The 17,260-nt window shown below is 60.1% G+C and carries 21 protein-coding genes; 8 read left to right on the top strand and 13 right to left on the bottom strand.

What is annotated here, in order from left to right; translation table 11 throughout:
• Positions 1-80: 80 nt before the first annotated feature.
• Genes KHP07_RS03840 through KHP07_RS03850 form a run of 3 tightly spaced genes read right to left on the bottom strand, consistent with a single transcriptional unit; the run spans position 81 to position 1,629 of the window.
• Positions 81-566 carry a hypothetical protein gene (locus tag KHP07_RS03840; protein WP_099494058.1) on the bottom strand — a complete coding sequence of 162 codons (486 nt, stop codon included), beginning with the start codon at positions 564-566 and terminating at the stop codon, positions 81-83.
• Between the two features lie 35 nt (positions 567-601).
• Positions 602-1,069, bottom strand: coding sequence for a WbuC family cupin fold metalloprotein (locus KHP07_RS03845; protein WP_099494057.1), 468 nt, complete (start codon positions 1,067-1,069; stop codon positions 602-604).
• Positions 1,070-1,071: 2 nt separating this feature from the next.
• Complete coding sequence (locus tag KHP07_RS03850) at positions 1,072-1,629, bottom strand: hypoxanthine-guanine phosphoribosyltransferase (RefSeq protein WP_078046900.1); 558 nt, start codon at positions 1,627-1,629, stop codon at positions 1,072-1,074.
• Positions 1,630-1,793: 164 nt separating this feature from the next.
• On the opposite strand from KHP07_RS03850, the gene upp reads away from it, so the two are divergent.
• Positions 1,794-2,432 carry a uracil phosphoribosyltransferase gene (gene upp / locus KHP07_RS03855; protein ID WP_025856322.1) on the top strand — a complete coding sequence of 213 codons (639 nt, stop codon included), beginning with the start codon at positions 1,794-1,796 and terminating at the stop codon, positions 2,430-2,432.
• Positions 2,433-2,434: 2 nt separating this feature from the next.
• Positions 2,435-3,709 (top strand): uracil-xanthine permease family protein, encoded by a 1,275-nt coding sequence (locus KHP07_RS03860; protein WP_034102220.1) that lies wholly within the window; start codon positions 2,435-2,437, stop codon positions 3,707-3,709.
• A 121-nt stretch (positions 3,710-3,830) separates the two neighbouring features.
• Here the strand turns inward: KHP07_RS03860 and hisC are convergent, their stop codons facing one another.
• The 10 genes from hisC to KHP07_RS03910 all read right to left on the bottom strand — a co-directional run bounded on the left by hisC (position 3,831) and on the right by KHP07_RS03910 (position 11,879).
• The gene (hisC, locus tag KHP07_RS03865) at positions 3,831-4,883 is read right to left on the bottom strand and encodes a histidinol-phosphate transaminase (protein WP_214496624.1); all 1,053 of its coding nucleotides are present in this window, start codon (positions 4,881-4,883) and stop codon (positions 3,831-3,833) included.
• A gap of 3 nt (positions 4,884-4,886) precedes the next feature.
• On the bottom strand, positions 4,887-6,209 hold the full coding sequence (gene hisD, locus KHP07_RS03870) for a histidinol dehydrogenase (RefSeq protein ID WP_025856319.1): 1,323 nt from the start codon (positions 6,207-6,209) through the stop codon (positions 4,887-4,889).
• A 128-nt stretch (positions 6,210-6,337) separates the two neighbouring features.
• A complete protein-coding gene (gene hisG, locus KHP07_RS03875) occupies positions 6,338-6,973 on the bottom strand; it encodes an ATP phosphoribosyltransferase (RefSeq protein ID WP_071494135.1) in 636 nt (211 codons plus the stop codon).
• Positions 6,974-7,201: 228 nt separating this feature from the next.
• Complete coding sequence (murA, locus tag KHP07_RS03880) at positions 7,202-8,467, bottom strand: UDP-N-acetylglucosamine 1-carboxyvinyltransferase (RefSeq protein WP_034102217.1); 1,266 nt, start codon at positions 8,465-8,467, stop codon at positions 7,202-7,204.
• A gap of 23 nt (positions 8,468-8,490) precedes the next feature.
• Positions 8,491-8,730, bottom strand: coding sequence for a BolA family protein (locus KHP07_RS03885; protein WP_034102215.1), 240 nt, complete (start codon positions 8,728-8,730; stop codon positions 8,491-8,493).
• A 114-nt stretch (positions 8,731-8,844) separates the two neighbouring features.
• Complete coding sequence (locus KHP07_RS03890; RefSeq protein WP_214496625.1) at positions 8,845-9,150, bottom strand: STAS domain-containing protein; 306 nt, start codon at positions 9,148-9,150, stop codon at positions 8,845-8,847.
• Positions 9,147-9,794, bottom strand: coding sequence for an MlaC/ttg2D family ABC transporter substrate-binding protein (locus tag KHP07_RS03895; protein WP_078046897.1), 648 nt, complete (start codon positions 9,792-9,794; stop codon positions 9,147-9,149). Before KHP07_RS03895 ends, KHP07_RS03890 begins: the two co-directional genes overlap by 4 nt.
• 11 nt (positions 9,795-9,805) lie before the next feature.
• Positions 9,806-10,273 (bottom strand): outer membrane lipid asymmetry maintenance protein MlaD, encoded by a 468-nt coding sequence (mlaD, locus tag KHP07_RS03900; protein ID WP_003171814.1) that lies wholly within the window; start codon positions 10,271-10,273, stop codon positions 9,806-9,808.
• Positions 10,273-11,070 carry a lipid asymmetry maintenance ABC transporter permease subunit MlaE gene (gene mlaE, locus KHP07_RS03905; protein ID WP_099494054.1) on the bottom strand — a complete coding sequence of 266 codons (798 nt, stop codon included), beginning with the start codon at positions 11,068-11,070 and terminating at the stop codon, positions 10,273-10,275. Before mlaE ends, mlaD begins: the two co-directional genes overlap by 1 nt.
• On the bottom strand, positions 11,070-11,879 hold the full coding sequence (locus KHP07_RS03910; RefSeq protein WP_078046895.1) for an ATP-binding cassette domain-containing protein: 810 nt from the start codon (positions 11,877-11,879) through the stop codon (positions 11,070-11,072). Before KHP07_RS03910 ends, mlaE begins: the two co-directional genes overlap by 1 nt.
• 311 nt (positions 11,880-12,190) lie before the next feature.
• Between KHP07_RS03910 and KHP07_RS03915 the strand changes: the two genes are divergently transcribed.
• The 6 genes from KHP07_RS03915 (at position 12,191) to KHP07_RS03940 (ending at position 17,195) form a co-directional block, all read left to right on the top strand.
• On the top strand, positions 12,191-13,165 hold the full coding sequence (locus tag KHP07_RS03915; RefSeq protein ID WP_078046894.1) for a KpsF/GutQ family sugar-phosphate isomerase: 975 nt from the start codon (positions 12,191-12,193) through the stop codon (positions 13,163-13,165).
• Positions 13,166-13,690, top strand: coding sequence for a KdsC family phosphatase (locus KHP07_RS03920; RefSeq protein ID WP_034118123.1), 525 nt, complete (start codon positions 13,166-13,168; stop codon positions 13,688-13,690).
• Between the two features lie 8 nt (positions 13,691-13,698).
• On the top strand, positions 13,699-14,271 hold the full coding sequence (gene lptC, locus KHP07_RS03925) for an LPS export ABC transporter periplasmic protein LptC (RefSeq protein ID WP_214496626.1): 573 nt from the start codon (positions 13,699-13,701) through the stop codon (positions 14,269-14,271).
• Positions 14,258-14,791: a lipopolysaccharide transport periplasmic protein LptA gene (gene lptA / locus KHP07_RS03930; RefSeq protein WP_078046892.1), complete on the top strand. Its 534-nt coding sequence runs from the start codon at positions 14,258-14,260 to the stop codon at positions 14,789-14,791. The genes lptC and lptA overlap by 14 nt, the downstream gene beginning before the upstream one ends.
• The gene (gene lptB / locus KHP07_RS03935; protein ID WP_003171806.1) at positions 14,791-15,516 is read left to right on the top strand and encodes an LPS export ABC transporter ATP-binding protein; all 726 of its coding nucleotides are present in this window, start codon (positions 14,791-14,793) and stop codon (positions 15,514-15,516) included. Before lptA ends, lptB begins: the two co-directional genes overlap by 1 nt.
• A gap of 185 nt (positions 15,517-15,701) precedes the next feature.
• Positions 15,702-17,195, top strand: a complete 1,494-nt coding sequence (locus tag KHP07_RS03940) for an RNA polymerase factor sigma-54 (RefSeq protein ID WP_016974289.1) — start codon at positions 15,702-15,704, stop codon at positions 17,193-17,195.
• Positions 17,196-17,260: the final 65 nt, after the last annotated feature.

Consider the following 17,260-nt stretch of genomic DNA (forward strand, 5'->3'; position numbering starts at 1 on the left):
CTGTCAGTGAGACAACGCTGTCGCAGGCAAGCCAGCTACCACATCAATTGCATCCACATAGCGGAATCTGTGTCGCCTGGCTACTTCGCGCGAACGGCTCCGGTATGCAAATCCGCCCAGATATGCCCGTTGGTATAACTGAGGAACTGCACATACATCGTGTCATTGCGCAGCAAGTCGACGATCACGCGGTACTGGGCCACCGGGTACGACAAGGTCAGCGTCTTGCTCTTGTCATCGTAAGCGGGCTTTTTCAGGCTTTTGCTCTCAGCATCAAAATTGAGCACCACTTGGCTGATCGTCGCGCCCTTGTTGAGGGACTTGCCCTTGAGGCGAATCATCAGCGGCGAAGTCACCGGGATCGGTTGCTGGCTGGATTGGCGCTGGTTGCCCACCACTACCGCGTACTCGGTGACTTGCAGCAGTTGCTGCTGGTCCGGCGCTTCGGCGCGTAGGGTCAGGTCATCCGAGGGCAAGAATTGGCTGTGCATCGGCGCAGGCGCCGCGGCCAGGGGCAAACTGAGGGTCAACGCCAGGGCGGCGCAGGTGCGTGTCAACAGGCTCATGGGCCGCTCCGGCAAGGTGGGCCCAGCACTGTAGCTCAATCGAACTGGGCAAGCATCCAGCGTTGATACTCGGCCACGCCAGCGTCACCTTCACGGGGTGCCCAGTCGGCCAGTTCGCCCTCGCCCACCGGACGATAAGGGCCGGCCTTGCACTCGAACATCACCGTGTCGGGCTCCAGCACCACCAGGCCATGGAACACACCCGGCGGCAGGTCGACACCCGCGCACTCACCGCCCGCCTGCATGACGCGCTTGGCGAGCACCTCGCCGGTTTCGCTGAACACCAGCACACCCAAACGGCCCTGCAGCACCAGCAAGGTTTCCGCCTTGTCCGCACTCAAGTGCCGATGAGGCGGCACATAGGTGTCCGGTTGCAGGCCCACCGCCAGACGATGGCAGGGCTCTTCCATTTGATGAAAGTTGTGGTGGTGTCGGCCACGAGGGCTGGCGGCCGCTTTCTCGGCCAGTTCGGCAAACAGCGTCTGATCAAGAAAGCGGGCCATGCTTACATTCCTTTGACGGCGAAGATTCCATTGGCGTTGCGCCAGTAGCCTTTGTAGTCCATGCCGTAACCGAAGATGTAGCGGTCGATGCACGGCAGGCCGACGTAATCGGCTTTCAGGTCCGGGCGCGCCTTGCGGTCGTGGTCTTTGTCGATCAGCACGGCGGTGTGCACTTTGCGCGCGCCGGCGTGTTTGCAGAAGTCGATGATCGCGCCCAGGGTGTGACCTTCGTCGAGGATGTCATCGATGATCAGCACGTCGCGATCGATAAACGAGACTTCCGGCTTGGCCTTCCAGAACAGGTCGCCGCCGCTGGTTTCGTTGCGATAACGGGTGGCATGCAGGTAGGACGCTTCCAGCGGGAATTGCAGGTGGGTCAGCAATTTGCCGGCGAAGATCAGGCCACCGTTCATCACGCAGAAGACCACCGGGTTGGTGTCGGCCATTTCACGGGTGATGTGTGCGCCGACCTTGGCGATCGCTTCTTCGACTTGCGCTTCGGTGTACAGGCAGTCAGCCTCGTGCATGATTTGACGGATATGCTCGAGATCAGCGGACATGGCGCTCTCCAAGGGGGTGCTGTGGCAAGAAAAGCGGGCGAAGGTACGCTTCTCGTGCGCTCCGAGCAAGCCTTAATGGACTAACGTACTAGATGTCTATAGGACAACACCCTCGGATAGATTAATCTAGGCCGGTTTTTTTGCCCGCCGCCGGAGCCTTTCCCATGCCCACTCGCGAGATCCGCCATCCGCTGATCCGACACAAGCTCGGCCTTATGCGCCGCGCCGACATTAGCACGAAGAACTTCCGTGAGCTTGCTCAGGAAGTCGGAGCGTTGCTCACTTACGAAGCGACCAAGGACTTGCCCCTGGAAAGCTACGAGATTCCTGGTTGGGCCGGTCCCGTCCAGGTCGAGAAAATCGCCGGTAAGAAAATCACCGTGGTGCCGATCCTGCGCGCCGGTATCGGCATGCTCGAAGGCGTGCTCAGCCTGATCCCGGGCGCCAAGGTCAGCGCCGTGGGCGTGGCCCGCAACGAAGAAACGCTGCAGGCCCACACCTACCTGGAAAAACTCGTTCCGGAAATCAACGAGCGCCTGGCGATGATCATCGACCCGATGCTCGCCACCGGCAGCTCCATGGTTGCCACCATCGACCTGCTGAAAAAAGCCGGTTGCCGGGACATCCGCGCCATGGTGCTGGTCGCTGCCCCCGAAGGCATCGCTGCCGTCGAGAAGGCGCACCCGGACGTGCAGATCTACACCGCGTCCATCGATGAGCGTCTGAACGAACACGGCTACATCATCCCAGGCCTGGGCGATGCCGGTGACAAGATCTTCGGCACCAAGCAGAAGGACGCGTGAGCATGCAGGATGAATTCAACGACCCGCTTTGGCGCCAGATCCTGTCTGGCGCACAAATGCTCTTCGTAGCATTTGGCGCGCTGGTGTTGATGCCACTGATCACAGGTCTTGATCCAAACGTCGCACTGTTCACCGCGGGCCTGGGCACGTTGTTGTTCCAGGTGGTGACAGGGCGGCAGGTGCCGGTCTTCCTGGCGTCGAGCTTTGCCTTCATCACCCCGATCATTCTCGCCAAGGGCCAGTTCGGCCTCGCGGCGACCATGGGCGGGGTGATGGCCGCCGGCTTCGTTTATACCTTCCTGGGCTTGGCCGTGAAGATCAAGGGCACCGGGTTTATCGACCGGCTGCTGCCGCCCGTGGTGATCGGGCCAGTGATTATCTCCATCGGCCTGGCCATGGCACCGATCGCCGCCAACATGGCGATGGGTAAAGCCGGTGACGGTACCGAGCTGATCCATTACCAGACGGCGATGATGATCTCGATGCCAGCACTGCTGACCACCTTGATCGTGGCGGTGTTCGGCAAGGGCATTTTCCGCCTGGTGCCGATCATCTCCGGCGTGCTGGTGGGCTTTGCCATGTCGTTCTACTTTGGCGTGGTCGACACGGCGAAGATCGCCGCCGCCCCCTGGTTTGCCCTGCCCCACTTCACCGCACCGGAATTCAACTGGCAAGCGATCCTGTTTATCGTCCCGGTGGCCCTGGCCCCGGCGATCGAACATATCGGCGGTGTGATTGCGGTGGGCAGCGTGACTGGTCGCGACTACCTGAAGAAGCCAGGCCTGCACCGCACGTTGCTGGGTGACGGCATTGCCACCACGGCTGCCGGCCTGTTTGGCGGCCCGCCGAACACCACCTACGCCGAAGTGACCGGCGCGGTGATGCTGACCAAGAACTACAACCCGAAAATCATGACCTGGGCGGCAGTGTTTGCTATCAGCCTGGCGTTTATCGGTAAGTTCGGCGCATTGCTGCAGAGCATACCGGTACCGGTGATGGGCGGGATCCTGTGCCTGCTGTTCGGCTCGATTGCCGCGGTGGGGATGAACACGCTGATCCGCCACAAGATCGACCTGGGCGAAGCTCGCAACCTGGTGATTGTGTCGGTGACCCTGGTGTTCGGGATTGGCGGTGTGCTGGTCGGTACCGGCACCGGCCCGGATGACTTCGGCCTCAAGGGCATTGCCCTGTGCGCGGTAGTGGCAATTGGCTTGAACCTGTTGCTGCCGGGCAATGATGGTTGGAAGAACAAGAAGCCGGATGAGCCGTTGCTGTAACGATGCGGTGTTGCTGATGGCCTCATCGCGGGCAAGCCCGGCTCCCACAGGGAAATGCATTCCAATGTGGGAGCCGGGCTTGCCCGCGATGAGGCCCGTCAAGCCAATAAAGGTCTAACGCCTAGAGCTCACCGAGCCCATCGATCAACGCCTGGTTCTGCTCAGGCGTGCCGATGCTGATCCGCAGGAACTGGGCAATCCGCTCCTGCTTGAAGTGACGAACAATCACCCCTTGCTCACGCAACTTGGCCGCCAGGCCCGCCGCGTCATGCTGTGGGTGACGGGCAAAAATGAAGTTGGCTGCCGACGGCAACACTTCAAAGCCTTTGGCTTCCAACTGTGCCACGACTTTCTCACGGCTATCGATAACCAATCGGCAGGTCTTCTCGAAGTACTCACGATCCTCGAACGCCGCCGCTGCGCCGACAATCGCCAGGCGATCCAGCGGGTAGGAGTTGAAGCTGTTCTTGACCCGCTCCAGCGCTTCGATCAGGTCCGGGTGACCCACGGCCAGGCCCACGCGCAAACCAGCCAGTGAACGCGATTTGGACAGGGTCTGGGTCACCAGCAGGTTCGGGTAGCGGTCCACCAGGCTGATCGCGGTTTCACCGCCGAAGTCGATATAGGCTTCATCGACCACCACCACCGAGTCCGGGCTGGCCTTGAGGATCTGCTCCACGGCGTCCAGCGCCAGCACGCAGCCGGTGGGCGCGTTCGGATTGGGGAAGATGATCCCGCCGTTCGGCTTGGCGTAATCCGCCACGCGGATCTGGAACTGTTCGTCCAGCGGCACCGGAGCCGACTTGATGCCATAGAGCCCGCAGTAAACCGGATAGAAGCTGTAGCTGATATCCGGGAACAGCAGCGGCAGATCGTGCTGGAACAGGCCGTGGAAGATGTGCGCGAGGACTTCGTCGGAACCGTTGCCAAGGAACACTTTGCCGGCATCGATCCCGTAATACTTGGCCACCGCCTGCTTGAGCAGGTCGCTGTTGGGGTCCGGGTACAGGCGCAGGTTGTCGTTCAACTCGGCCTGCATCGCCGCCAATGCCTTGGGCGATGGCCCGTAGGGGTTTTCATTGGTGTTGAGCTTGACCAGCTTGGTCAGCTTAGGTTGTTCGCCGGGCACGTAAGGCACGAGGTCCTTGACGAAAGGGCTCCAGAATTTGCTCATGTCTCAGTTCCCCTTCTCTTCAAGGATGCGGTATTCGGCGCTGCGGGCGTGGGCACTCAGGGATTCACCACGGGCCAGCACCGAAGCAGTCTTGCCCAGCTCGGAAGCGCCCTGGGGCGAGCAGAAGATGATCGACGAACGCTTCTGGAAGTCATACACCCCCAGTGGCGACGAGAACCGCGCCGTGCCGGAGGTTGGCAGCACGTGGTTCGGGCCCGCGCAGTAGTCCCCTAGGGCTTCGCTGGTATGGCGGCCCATGAAGATCGCACCCGCGTGGCGAATCGACGGCAGCCAGGCTTGTGGGTCGGCCACGGACAGCTCCAGGTGCTCCGGCGCGATACGGTTGGCCACTTCGATGGCTTGCTCCATGTCGCGCACCAGGATCAACGCGCCACGGCCATTGATCGACTTCTCGATGATCTCGGCGCGCTCCATGGTCGGCAGCAGTTTATTGATGCTGGCCGCGACCTTGTCGAGGAACTCGGCGTCCGGGCTGACCAGGATCGCCTGGGCATCTTCGTCATGCTCGGCCTGGGAGAACAGGTCCATGGCGATCCAGTCCGGGTCGGTCTGGCCGTCGCATACCACCAGGATTTCCGAAGGGCCGGCGATCATGTCGATGCCCACCTGGCCAAATACGTGGCGTTTGGCGGTGGCGACATAGATATTGCCTGGGCCGACCACTTTGTCGACCTTCGGCACGCTTTCAGTGCCATACGCCAGGGCGGCAACGGCTTGGGCGCCGCCGATGGTGAACACGCGATCCACACCGGCGATGCAGGCTGCAGCCAACACCAGTTCGTTGATTTCACCGCGCGGGGTCGGCACGACCATGACCACTTCGGTCACGCCTGCCACTTTGGCCGGGATCGCGTTCATCAGCACCGATGAGGGGTACGAAGCTTTGCCGCCCGGCACGTACAGACCGGCGCGGTCCAGCGGGGTGACCTTCTGGCCAAGCACCGTGCCGTCAGCCTCGGTGTAGCTCCAGGAATCCTGTTTCTGTTTTTCGTGGTAGCTGCGCACGCGCGCCGCCGCCACTTCCAGGGCTTCGCGCTGCGGCGCAGTGATGCGCGTCAGGGCCAGTTCCAGGCGTTCGCGGGGCAGGATCAGGTCAGCCATGGACTTGACGTCCAGGCCGTCGAACTGGCGGGTGAAGTCCACCAGCGCCGCATCACCGCGCTCGCGCACGGCCTTGATGATGTCGAGCACCCGCTGGTTGACCGAATCGTCGGACACGCTTTCCCAGCTCAGCAGATGATCCAGATGATGGGCGAAATCCGGGTCGGCAGCGTTGAGTCGGGCAATTGCAGTGGACGTGGTCATAGCGAGGGCCTCAATAGAATTGGCAAAAACTCAGGCACCCTAAACTAGCAGTCGTTTCCGCTTGGGCACCTGAGAATTCTGGCTATGAGGCGGATAGACGGGCGCAGCCTTCAGGCTACGCGGGTAAGTCAACCGCGGTGTCGCGACTCCACTGCCGTGCGCAGGGTGTCGATCAACGCCTGGATACGGGCATGCTGCATCTTCATCGAAGCTTTGTTGACGATCAGGCGGGAGCTGATGTCGGCAATGAATTCTTGCGGCTCAAGACCGTTGGCACGCAGGGTGTTACCGGTGTCGACCACGTCGATGATCTTGTCGGCCAGGCCGATCAGCGGCGCCAGCTCCATCGAGCCGTAGAGCTTGATGATGTCGACCTGGCGGCCTTGCTCGGCGTAGTAACGCTTGGCAACATTGACGAACTTGGTCGCGACGCGCAGGCGGCCTTTGGGCTCGACATCACCGACACGGCCAGCGGTCATCAACTTGCACAGGGCGATACGCAGGTCCAATGGCTCGTACAGGCCCTGGCCGCCGTATTCCATCAGCACGTCTTTACCGGCAACACCGAGGTCGGCTGCGCCATGTTCAACGTAGGTCGGCACGTCGGTAGCCCGCACGATCAACAGGCGCACGTCGTCCTGGGTCGTGGGGATGATCAGCTTGCGGCTCTTGTCCGGATTCTCGGTCGGCACGATGCCCGCTTCAGCCAGAAGCGGCAAAGTGTCGTCAAGGATGCGGCCCTTGGACAGTGCGATGGTCAACATGGAAACGTCAGTCCTTCATCAGGCTATTGCTGCCCGGTCGCAAACGGCGCCGGACACAGATCGAGGCCATTACAGCCTCGATTTTGAACAAATTTACAGCAAGCCTCTAGTAGTGAGCGGGCTTGCCCTGCGCTGGAGTGCGCAGCGCTCCCCAGACTTTAGGGCCGCTTCGCAGCCCAGCGCGGGGCAAGCCCGCTCACCACAGTGACAGCGTTTTCAGCGGCGGGACTAGCCCGGTACGCGGCGGATTTTGGCGCCGAGCATCTGCAGTTTTTCTTCGATGCACTCGTAACCACGGTCTATATGGTAGATGCGGTCGATGAGGGTGTCGCCTTCGGCGATCAGCGCCGAGATCACCAGGCTGGCCGAGGCACGCAGGTCGGTGGCCATCACTGGCGCGCCCTTGAGTTTCTCGGTGCCGGTCACGATGGCGGTGTTGCCTTCGACCTGGATCTTCGCGCCCATGCGGTGCAGTTCGTACACGTGCATGAAGCGGTTTTCGAAGATGGTCTCGATCACGGCACCGGTGCCTTCGGCAATCGCGTTCAGGGAGATGAACTGCGCTTGCATGTCGGTCGGGAACGCTGGGTAGGGAGCGGTACGCACGTTGACGGCTTTAGGACGCTTGCCGTGCATGTTCAGCTCGATCCAGTCTTCGCCGGTCGTGATTTCGGCACCGGCTTCGCGCAGCTTTTCCAGGACCGCTTCCAGGATGGTCGGATCGGTGTCCTTGACCTTGACGCGACCACCGGTGACGGCAGCAGCAACCAGGTAGGTACCGGTCTCGATGCGGTCCGGCATCACTTTGTAGGTGGCCGGGTGCAGGCGTTTCACACCGTCGATGGTGATGGTGTCGGTGCCGGCGCCGGTGATGTTGGCACCCATGGCGATCAGGAAGTTGGCCAGGTCGACCACTTCCGGCTCGCGCGCGGCGTTTTGCAGGACGCTGCGGCCGTTGGCCAGGGCAGCGGCCATCATGATGTTCTCGGTACCGGTCACGCTGACGGTATCAAAGAAGAAGTTGGCGCCACGCAGGCCGCCTTCCGGCGCCTTGGCCTTGATGTAGCCGCCTTCGACGTCGATAGTCGCACCCATGGCTTCAAGGCCGCGGATATGCAGGTCAACCGGACGCGAGCCAATGGCGCAACCGCCAGGCAATGCGACTTCGGCTTCGCCGAAACGGGCGACCATCGGGCCCAGCACCAGGATCGACGCGCGCATGGTTTTCACCAGCTCGTACGGGGCGATCAGGGTCTTGATGGTGCGCGGGTCGATCTCAACGGCCAGTTTCTCGTCGATCACCGGCTCGATACCCATGCGACCGAACAGCTCGATCATGGTGGTGATGTCGTGCAGGTGCGGCAGGTTGGCCACGGTAACCGGGCCATCGCACAGCAGGGTCGCTGCCAGGATCGGCAAGGCGGAGTTTTTTGCACCGGAGATGCGAATCTCGCCATCAAGGCGGGCACCGCCGGTAATAATCAATTTATCCATAAGAATCTCGACGCCTTGGGGGCTCAGGTGCGCTCGGCCCAGGCCGCGCGGCTGAAAAATTTCATAGTGACCGCATGGATGCTGCCATCGGTGATCCACGGGTTCAAATGGGCATAGATCTGCTGCTGACGCTTGACCGGGCTGAGTGCCGCCAGTTCATCGCTAATCACGTTCAGCTGGAAGTTGCAGCCTTCGCCTTCAACTTCTACGGTCGTTTCCGGCAGCTTTCCTTCAAGAAAGCGCTTAACTTCTAGGGCCTGCATGCTCAACCTCTATCGGCGCCCAGTGCGCGCGGGTCGCACATCATACAAAAAAGCCCCGCGCCTGCGAACCCCGCATAGCAGGACTCTGACGGGGGGCCTCTTTAATAATGGGTATTAAGGATGCGCCAGCAACTCGGTCAGACCGGAAACTTCGGCAATTTCACGCATGTCTTCGGGCATAGCACGGATGCTGACGGGCGTTTTGGCCGCTTCGGCATCACGCATGAAGCACAGCAACAACGATAAGCCGACGCTGCTGGACTTGGTCACAGCCGAACAATCCAGCACCAGCGCAGGGGCAGTGCTGGTCTTGATCAAGGCCTGGCCCTGCTTGCGCAGGTCAGGCCCGGAGCGGTAGTCCAGCACGCCACTGATGAACAGCTCGCCGGCATCGCCTAGACGAACAGCCGACTCGGTCATTGCGCAGGCTTCCCGGCAGCTTTATCGGTTTCTTCCTTGGCCTTGGCGACTTCACCGGCCCAACCATTGATGGTTTTGTCCAGATCGTTGCCATTGCGCTGCATGGCGTCGGCGAACTGATCACGGAACAGCTTGCCAATGTTGATGCCGTTGATGATCACGTTACGCAGCTTCCACTCGCCGTTAACCTTCTCCAGCGTGTACTGCACAGGGTAGACAGCACCGTTGTTGCCTTTGACGCTCATATTGACGCTGGTGCGATCACCCGACTCATCGCCGGCGGGAGCAACGGTAATGCCCTGGTTGTTGTACTCGAGCAGCGCGTTACCGTAGAACTGGAACAGGCCTTTCTTGAAGTTTTCCTGGAAGGTCTGCATCTGCGCCGGGGTAGCCTTGCGCGAATACTTGACCGTCATGATGCTGCGGGAAATGCCTTCAGCGTCGACCACCGGGCCAACAATGGTGTTGAGCGCGTTATAGAACTGACTCGGGTCCTGCTTGTACTTTTCCTTGTTGGCCGACAGGTCAGCCAACATCTTGTTAGTAGTGTCCTGCACCAGATCGTGCGCAGAACCTGCTGCGTTGGCCATCAACGGCAGCGCTGCAAGCAGTACCAGAAGGCCACGTCGCAAGGTAGAGATCATGTACGAATTCCTCATTTGGCGTCTTTATTGACCGTATTGAGCAGGAATTTACCGATCAGGTCTTCAAGTACCAACGACGACTGTGTGTCGTGGATTGTCGAGCCATCCTTGAGCAGGGCTGTTTCCCCGCCCACGCTGACACCGATGTACTTCTCGCCCAGCAGACCCGCAGTGAGGATAGATGCAGTGGAGTCGGTCGGCAGATTATCTACCTTCTTGTCCAATTGCATCGTCACCCGGCCGGTGAAGCTGTCGCGGTCCAGATCGATTGCCGTGACCTTGCCGATGGTTACACCGGCCATGGTCACTTTAGCTCTGACAGTCAAACCGGCGATATTGTCGAAGTACGCGTAAAGTTTATAAGTATCGGCGGTGGGGCTGGCCGAAAGACCGCTGACTCGCAGGGCCAACAACAGTAAAGCCAGGATGCCAGCCAGCAAGAAAAGGCCGACACCGATTTCCACAGTGCGGTTTTGCATCAGAAATCTCCAAACATCAAGGCGGTCAAAATGAAGTCAAGGCCCAGTACCGCCAGCGAGGCGTACACAACGGTCTTGGTGGTGGCGCGACTGATCCCTTCTGAGGTGGGCTCACAGTCGTAGCCTTGGAATACGGCGATCCAGGTGACAACAAAGGCGAAGACGATGCTCTTTATGACGCCGTTGAGCACGTCGCCCGTGAACGTCACGCTGTTTTGCATGTTGGCCCAGTAGGAGCCGTCGTAGACGCCCAGCCAGTCCACTGCCACCCACGAACCGCCCCAGATACCGACCACGCTGAAGATCATCGCCAGCAATGGCAGGGAAATGAAGCCGGCCCACAGGCGCGGGGCAACAATGTACTTGAGCGGGTCCACGCCGATCATTTCCAGGCTGGACAACTGCTCGGTGGATTTCATGTTGCCGATTTCGGCGGTCAACGCGGAACCCGCGCGCCCGGCGAACAGCAAGGCGGTGACCACCGGCCCCAGTTCACGCAACAGCGTCAGGGCGACCATCTGCCCTACCGCCTGCTCCGAACCGTAGCTGGAGAGGATATTGAAGCCCTGCAACGCCAGCACCATGCCGATGAACACGCCGGAGACCACGATGATCACCAGGGACATGACACCTACCGAATGCAGTTGCTTGACCAGCAGGCCAAAGCCGCCGCCAATGCCGCCGCGACCGAGCAGGGCGTGGAAGAGGAAAATCGTCGAACGGCCCAGAACCTCGACGATGTCGATGCCCGAGCGACCGAAAAGGCGAACCTTCTCGATGAGAGATGTCTTGCGCATCAGCGCTTCCCCAGAAGATCTGAGCGGTAGTCCGCTGCCGGAAAGTGAAAAGGCACCGGGCCATCGGGATCGCCGGTCATGAACTGGCGAATGCGCGGGTTATCGGCGTTCATCAGCTCTTGCGGTGTGCCCTGCCCCAGCACCTGGCCATCGCCGACTACATAAAGGTAATCGGCGATGCTCGCGGTTTCTGCAAGATCATGGGAGACCACGATGCTGGTAATGCCCAAAGCATCGTTGAGCAAGCGGATAAGCCGTACAAGCACCCCCATGGCGATGGGGTCCTGGCCGACAAAAGGCTCGTCATACATGAGAATCTGCGGGTCGAGGGCGATGGCACGCGCCAGGGCCACACGGCGCTTCATGCCACCGGACAGTTCATCGGGCATCAGGTCGATGGCACCGCGAAGGCCTACGGCCTGCAGTTTCAGCAACACAATGTCACGAATCATTTCGTCAGACAGCTGGGTATGCACCCGCAGCGGAAAGGCCACGTTCTCGAAAACATCGAGGTCGGTGAACAGCGCACCGCTCTGGAACAGCACACCCATGTGCTTGCGTGCGTCAAACAGATCGCTGCGCGACAGCGTCGGCAGGTTCTGGCCATTGACCCACACTTCACCGGCGCTGGGCCGCAATTGCATGCCCATCAGGCGCAGCAGGGTGGTCTTGCCGCAACCGGAAGGCCCCATGATGCCCGTGACCTTGCCGCGCGGAATGCGGATATCGACGTTATTGAAGATGCTGCGCGTCCCGCGCTTGAAGGTCAGTCCCTTCAGCTCGACCGCGTAGGCGTTATCGGCACTCATCTAAACTCCTTGGGATGCAGCCTCTCACTCAGACACCACGCTTGCGACAAACGTTTGCATCATTCGCGCAATACTTGGCCACATGGGCCGAGCGGACCGAACTGGCGGCGAACTATATCACTGCTGGTACAGGGCGCCCAAGGCCGGAACGGTGCTTGTTCAGATTGAGGACAGGGAAAAAACGTTGCTGCCTATGTTGCCAAGGATGGAATCTCGAGCGCATCGCAAACAAACCCTGACGAACTTGCGTGAGGGAATTGATCATTACCGTTATAATCGCCGACTTTTCGTCAGGCTATACGATTTCAGACATGAGCCAATCCAGCGACCTTATTCAATCCGCACAACGCACCATCCGCCTCGAGCTTGAAGCCGTAGAAGGCTTGCTGGCGCATATCGACGCAGATTTCGTACGCGCGTGCGAGATGATTCTGGCCAGCAAAGGCCGCGTTGTCGTGGTCGGCATGGGCAAGTCGGGCCACGTCGGCAACAAGATCGCCGCCACCCTGGCCAGCACCGGGACCACCGCATTTTTCGTGCACCCCGCCGAAGCCAGCCACGGCGACATGGGCATGATCACCAAGGATGACATCATCCTGGCGCTGTCCAACTCCGGCAGCACCAACGAAATCGTGACCCTGCTGCCGCTGATCAAGCGCCTCGGCATCCAGATGATCAGCATCACCGGCAACCCGGAGTCGACGCTGGCCAAGGCCGCCGAAGTGAACCTGAATGTTCACGTGGCCCACGAGGCGTGCCCGCTGAACCTGGCACCGACCTCCTCCACCACCGCCGCACTGGTCATGGGCGATGCCCTGGCCGTGGCGCTGCTGGAAGCCCGAGGGTTTACCGCCGAGGACTTCGCATTTTCCCACCCGGGTGGCGCCCTGGGCCGCCGTTTGCTGCTGAAAGTGGAAAACGTCATGCACTCGGGCGATGAGTTGCCCCACGTCCAGCGCGGCACCTTGCTGAAGGACGCGCTGATGGAAATGACCCGCAAGGGCCTGGGCATGACCGTGATACTGGAAGCCGACGGCCGCCTGGCCGGGGTCTTCACCGACGGCGACCTGCGCCGCACCCTGGACCGCACCATTGATATCCACACCGCCACCATTGATGCGGTGATGACCCCTCACGGCAAGACCGCGCGCCCTGAAATGCTGGCAGCCGAAGCCTTGAAGATCATGGAAGACCATAAGATAGGCGCGCTGGTGGTGGTCGATGGCAATGACCATCCGATTGGCGCCCTGAACATGCACGATTTGTTGCGTGCGGGAGTGATGTAAATGACCAGCGACCTGTTGCAACGCGGTAAAAACATCAAGCTGGCGATTTTCGACGTCGACGGCGTGCTGACCGATGGCCGCCTGTACTTCCTCGAAGACGGCAGCGAATTCAAGACGTTCAACACCCTCGATGGCCAGGGCATCAAGATGCTGATGGCGGCGGGCGTGCAAACAGCGATTATCAGCGGCCGAAAAACCCCCGTTGTGGAACGCCGTGCACAAAACCTGGGGATTCCTCACCTGTATCAGGGCCGCGAGGATAAACTGGTGGTTCTGGACGAGCTTCTTGGCCAACTCAACCTAAGCTATGAGCAGGTCGCCTACTTGGGCGATGACCTGCCAGACCTGCCGGTGATTCGTCGGGTGGGCTTGGGCATGGCTGTCGCCAATGCGGCGGCATTTGTTCGCGAGCATGCCCATGGCATCACTACCGCCCGTGGCGGTGAAGGTGCCGCCCGCGAGTTCTGCGAGCTGATCCTGCGAGCCCAGGGTAGCCTTGAAGCGGCCCACGCCGCCTACTTATAGAGCGTTTTATGCTGAGCAAAAAGATTCGCAACTTCCTGCTATTCGGGGTCATCGCCGCGCTGTTTCTCGCGGTGGGCTACTGGAATATCAGCCCGGAGCGCTTTCTCGACCAGCCTGCTGCGCAGGTGGACGAGGGCGCTATCGACTACTACGCCATCAATGCCAAGAGCGTGCAATTCCTGCCAGACGGCAAGGTTCAGTACGAGATAACTTCGGACAAGGTCGAGCATGTAAAGGCCAGCGAAGTCACGCTGCTGACCAATCCGGACATGAACATTTACCGCGGTACCGAGTTCCCATGGCACGTCACCAGCAAACGTGGTGAGGTCAACCCGGACGGTACCGAGGTGGAACTGATCGACTCGGTGCGCGTTGCGCGCACGGACGATAAAAAACGTGAGACCGTGATTACCAGCAGTCGCATGACCGTATTCCCGCAGAAGCAATATGCGCAGACCGAGCAAGACGTTAGAATCGACGGCGCTGGCGGTGTATCGACTGGCAAGGGAATGAAAGCGTATTTGAAAGAAAGCAGGATACACCTGCTATCGAACGTAAGAGGACAGTATGAGGCTCGTTAAAACTCTCCCTATTTTGCTCGGTCTGGGCGCAGCACTGGGAAGCGTGAGCGCCTGGGCTCTGCCGAACGATAGCCAGCAACCGATCCACATCTCGGCTGACGATGCACAGCTCGATGACAAGCAAGGCGTCGCCACCTATACCGGCGGTGTGATCATCACCCAGGGCTCGATGAAGATCACCGGCAATACGGTGACACTGACGCGCACCCAATCGGGCGATATCGACGTGGTAACGTCGGTGGGCAACCTGGCTTACTTCGAACAGAAGCAGTCCGCGACCGATACCGGCCCGATGAAAGGCTACGGCAAGACTATCCAGTACCATGCCCAGCAGAACCGCATCGTCCTGATCGACCAGGCCAAGGTGCTCAGCCCCGATGGCAACTCGACGGAAGGTGAGAAGATCACCTATGACACCGTGAAACAGATCGCTAACGCCGGTCGTGCCAATGGCAACAAGGTCACCGCGCCTCGTCCACGCATCGACATGGTTATCCAGCCGAAGAAGAAGGCCGAGTAATGGCAACCCTGAAAGCCCAGCATCTGGCCAAGGCCTATAAAAGCCGTCAGGTCGTGCGCGACGTCAGCCTGTCGATCGACAGCGGCCAGATCGTCGGCTTGCTCGGCCCCAACGGCGCCGGCAAGACCACCTGCTTCTACATGATCGTCGGCCTGGTCCAGGCGGATCAGGGCCGCGTCCTGATCGACGACCTGGACGTGAGCCACCAGCCGATGCACGGCCGCGCACGCGCCGGTATCGGCTATCTCCCGCAGGAAGCGTCGATCTTCCGCAAACTGTCGGTCGCCGATAACATCATGGCCATCCTCGAGACCCGCAAGGAACTCGACCGTGACGGCCGCCGCAAGGAGCTGGAAAGCCTGCTGCAGGAATTCCACATCAACCATATCCGCGACAACCTCGGCATGAGCCTGTCCGGTGGTGAGCGTCGCCGCGTGGAAATCGCCCGCGCCCTGGCCACCGCGCCCAAGTTCATCCTGCTGGACGAACCGTTTGCCGGCGTCGACCCGATCTCGGTGGGCGACATCAAGCAGATCATCCATCACCTCAAGGCCAAGGGCATTGGCGTGCTGATCACTGACCACAACGTCCGTGAGACCCTCGATATCTGCGAAACCGCGTATATCGTCAACGATGGCCAGCTGATTGCCGAAGGCGATTCGGCCACTATCCTGGCCAACGAATTGGTCAAGGAAGTGTACCTGGGTCACGAGTTCCGCCTGTAAACACCGTGGTGTCACGGCCGTTTGCCAAGGTGCGCGGGAGTCAATGAAAACCTCCGGATTTTTATTGTTACCGCGCTCTAGGCAAAGCCCCCGACATCAGGCATATAATTTGCTTATGTTTGGCGCTCACGCGCCCTGTCGTGGATGGCGCATTGCGCCGGCGAATAAGGTGTTAAGCCCCTGCCATGAAACCATCGCTAGTCCTGAGAATGGGCCAGCAGCTGACGATGACACCGCAGCTGCAACAGGCCATCCGCCTGCTCCAATTGTCGACACTGGACCTGCAACAGGAAATCCAGGAGGCCCTGGAGTCCAATCCGATGCTCGAACGCCAGGAAGAAGGCGACGACTTCGATAACGCAGACCCACTGGCCGATAACATCGAGCAAAAACCCAATTCTGACGTGCAGGAACCCTCCTACCAGGAAACCGCCCCTACGGTGGACAACCTTGAGGAAGGCGAATGGAACGAGCGCATTCCCAACGAGCTTCCGGTCGATACCGCCTGGGAAGACGTCTACCAGACCAGCGCCAGCAGCCTGCCCAGCAACGATGACGACGAGTGGGACTTCACCACCCGCACCTCCGCCGGCGAGAGCCTGCAGAGCCACCTGCTGTGGCAACTGAACCTTGCGCCGATGTCGGACACCGATCGCCTGATCGCCGTGACGCTGATCGACTGCATCAACAACCAGGGTTATCTAGACGAGACGCTTGAAGAGATTCTTGAAGCCTTCGACCCTGAACTGGATATCGAGCTGGACGAGATCGAAGCCGTCCTGCATCGCATCCAGCAGTTCGAGCCTGCCGGTATCGGCGCGCGCACGCTCAGCGAATGCCTGTTGCTGCAATTGCGCCAGCTACCCGCCAAGACCCCATGGCTCGCCGAGGCCCAGCGCCTGGTCACCGATTACATCGACCTGCTGGGCAGCCGCGACTACAGCCAATTGATGCGTCGCATGAAGCTCAAGGAAGACGACCTGCGCCAGGTCATCGAGCTGGTACAGAGCCTCAACCCGCGTCCCGGCTCGCAAATCGAATCCAGCGAAGCCGAATACGTGGTGCCCGATGTCATCGTGCGCAAGGACAACGAGCGCTGGCTGGTGGAACTGAACCAGGAGTCGGTGCCGCGCCTGCGGGTCAACCCTCAATACGCAGGCTTCGTACGGCGCGCCGATACCAGTGCCGACAACACCTTCATGCGCAACCAGTTGCAGGAAGCACGCTGGTTCATCAAGAGCCTGCAAAGCCGCAACGAAACCCTGATGAAAGTCGCCACCCAAATCGTCGAGCACCAGCGCGGCTTCCTGGAATACGGCGACGAAGCGATGAAACCGCTGGTACTGCATGACATCGCCGAAGCGGTTGGCATGCATGAGTCGACGATTTCACGGGTAACCACGCAGAAATTCATGCATACCCCACGGGGTATTTATGAACTGAAATACTTTTTCTCCAGCCACGTCAGCACCTCCGAAGGCGGTGAATGCTCGTCCACGGCGATCCGCGCGATCATCAAAAAACTGGTTGCCGCGGAAAATCAGAAAAAGCCATTGAGTGACAGTAAGATCGCTGGTTTACTGGAGGCACAAGGCATTCAGGTCGCCCGTCGAACCGTCGCCAAGTACCGCGAGTCCCTCGGGATCGCGCCTTCCAGCGAGCGTAAGCGTTTGATGTGACGGGCGGGCCACAGCGTTCCAGTGGCAGGTATTCCTACCTGCCGCTTTATGCACTGGCAACGAAG

Origin of the sequence: Pseudomonas sp. VS40 (assembly GCF_018587885.1) — a bacterium.
GTDB lineage: Bacteria > Pseudomonadota > Gammaproteobacteria > Pseudomonadales > Pseudomonadaceae > Aquipseudomonas > Aquipseudomonas pergaminensis.

Excerpts from the sequence above, each read along its gene's own strand:
- KHP07_RS03840 (WP_099494058.1), bottom strand. The coding sequence starts at position 566 with ATGAGCCTGTTGACACGCACCTGCGCCGCCCTGGCGTTGACCCTCAGT.
- KHP07_RS03845 (WP_099494057.1), bottom strand. The coding sequence starts at position 1,069 with ATGGCCCGCTTTCTTGATCAGACGCTGTTTGCCGAACTGGCCGAGAAA.
- KHP07_RS03850 (WP_078046900.1), bottom strand. The coding sequence starts at position 1,629 with ATGTCCGCTGATCTCGAGCATATCCGTCAAATCATGCACGAGGCTGAC.
- upp (WP_025856322.1), top strand. The coding sequence starts at position 1,794 with ATGCCCACTCGCGAGATCCGCCATCCGCTGATCCGACACAAGCTCGGC.
- KHP07_RS03860 (WP_034102220.1), top strand. The coding sequence starts at position 2,435 with ATGCAGGATGAATTCAACGACCCGCTTTGGCGCCAGATCCTGTCTGGC.
- hisC (WP_214496624.1), bottom strand. The coding sequence starts at position 4,883 with ATGAGCAAATTCTGGAGCCCTTTCGTCAAGGACCTCGTGCCTTACGTG.
- hisD (WP_025856319.1), bottom strand. The coding sequence starts at position 6,209 with ATGACCACGTCCACTGCAATTGCCCGACTCAACGCTGCCGACCCGGAT.
- hisG (WP_071494135.1), bottom strand. The coding sequence starts at position 6,973 with ATGTTGACCATCGCACTGTCCAAGGGCCGCATCCTTGACGACACTTTG.
- murA (WP_034102217.1), bottom strand. The coding sequence starts at position 8,467 with ATGGATAAATTGATTATTACCGGCGGTGCCCGCCTTGATGGCGAGATT.
- KHP07_RS03885 (WP_034102215.1), bottom strand. The coding sequence starts at position 8,730 with ATGCAGGCCCTAGAAGTTAAGCGCTTTCTTGAAGGAAAGCTGCCGGAA.
- KHP07_RS03890 (WP_214496625.1), bottom strand. The coding sequence starts at position 9,150 with ATGACCGAGTCGGCTGTTCGTCTAGGCGATGCCGGCGAGCTGTTCATC.
- KHP07_RS03895 (WP_078046897.1), bottom strand. The coding sequence starts at position 9,794 with ATGATCTCTACCTTGCGACGTGGCCTTCTGGTACTGCTTGCAGCGCTG.
- mlaD (WP_003171814.1), bottom strand. The coding sequence starts at position 10,273 with ATGCAAAACCGCACTGTGGAAATCGGTGTCGGCCTTTTCTTGCTGGCT.
- mlaE (WP_099494054.1), bottom strand. The coding sequence starts at position 11,070 with ATGCGCAAGACATCTCTCATCGAGAAGGTTCGCCTTTTCGGTCGCTCG.
- KHP07_RS03910 (WP_078046895.1), bottom strand. The coding sequence starts at position 11,879 with ATGAGTGCCGATAACGCCTACGCGGTCGAGCTGAAGGGACTGACCTTC.
- KHP07_RS03915 (WP_078046894.1), top strand. The coding sequence starts at position 12,191 with ATGAGCCAATCCAGCGACCTTATTCAATCCGCACAACGCACCATCCGC.
- KHP07_RS03920 (WP_034118123.1), top strand. The coding sequence starts at position 13,166 with ATGACCAGCGACCTGTTGCAACGCGGTAAAAACATCAAGCTGGCGATT.
- lptC (WP_214496626.1), top strand. The coding sequence starts at position 13,699 with ATGCTGAGCAAAAAGATTCGCAACTTCCTGCTATTCGGGGTCATCGCC.
- lptA (WP_078046892.1), top strand. The coding sequence starts at position 14,258 with ATGAGGCTCGTTAAAACTCTCCCTATTTTGCTCGGTCTGGGCGCAGCA.
- lptB (WP_003171806.1), top strand. The coding sequence starts at position 14,791 with ATGGCAACCCTGAAAGCCCAGCATCTGGCCAAGGCCTATAAAAGCCGT.
- KHP07_RS03940 (WP_016974289.1), top strand. The coding sequence starts at position 15,702 with ATGAAACCATCGCTAGTCCTGAGAATGGGCCAGCAGCTGACGATGACA.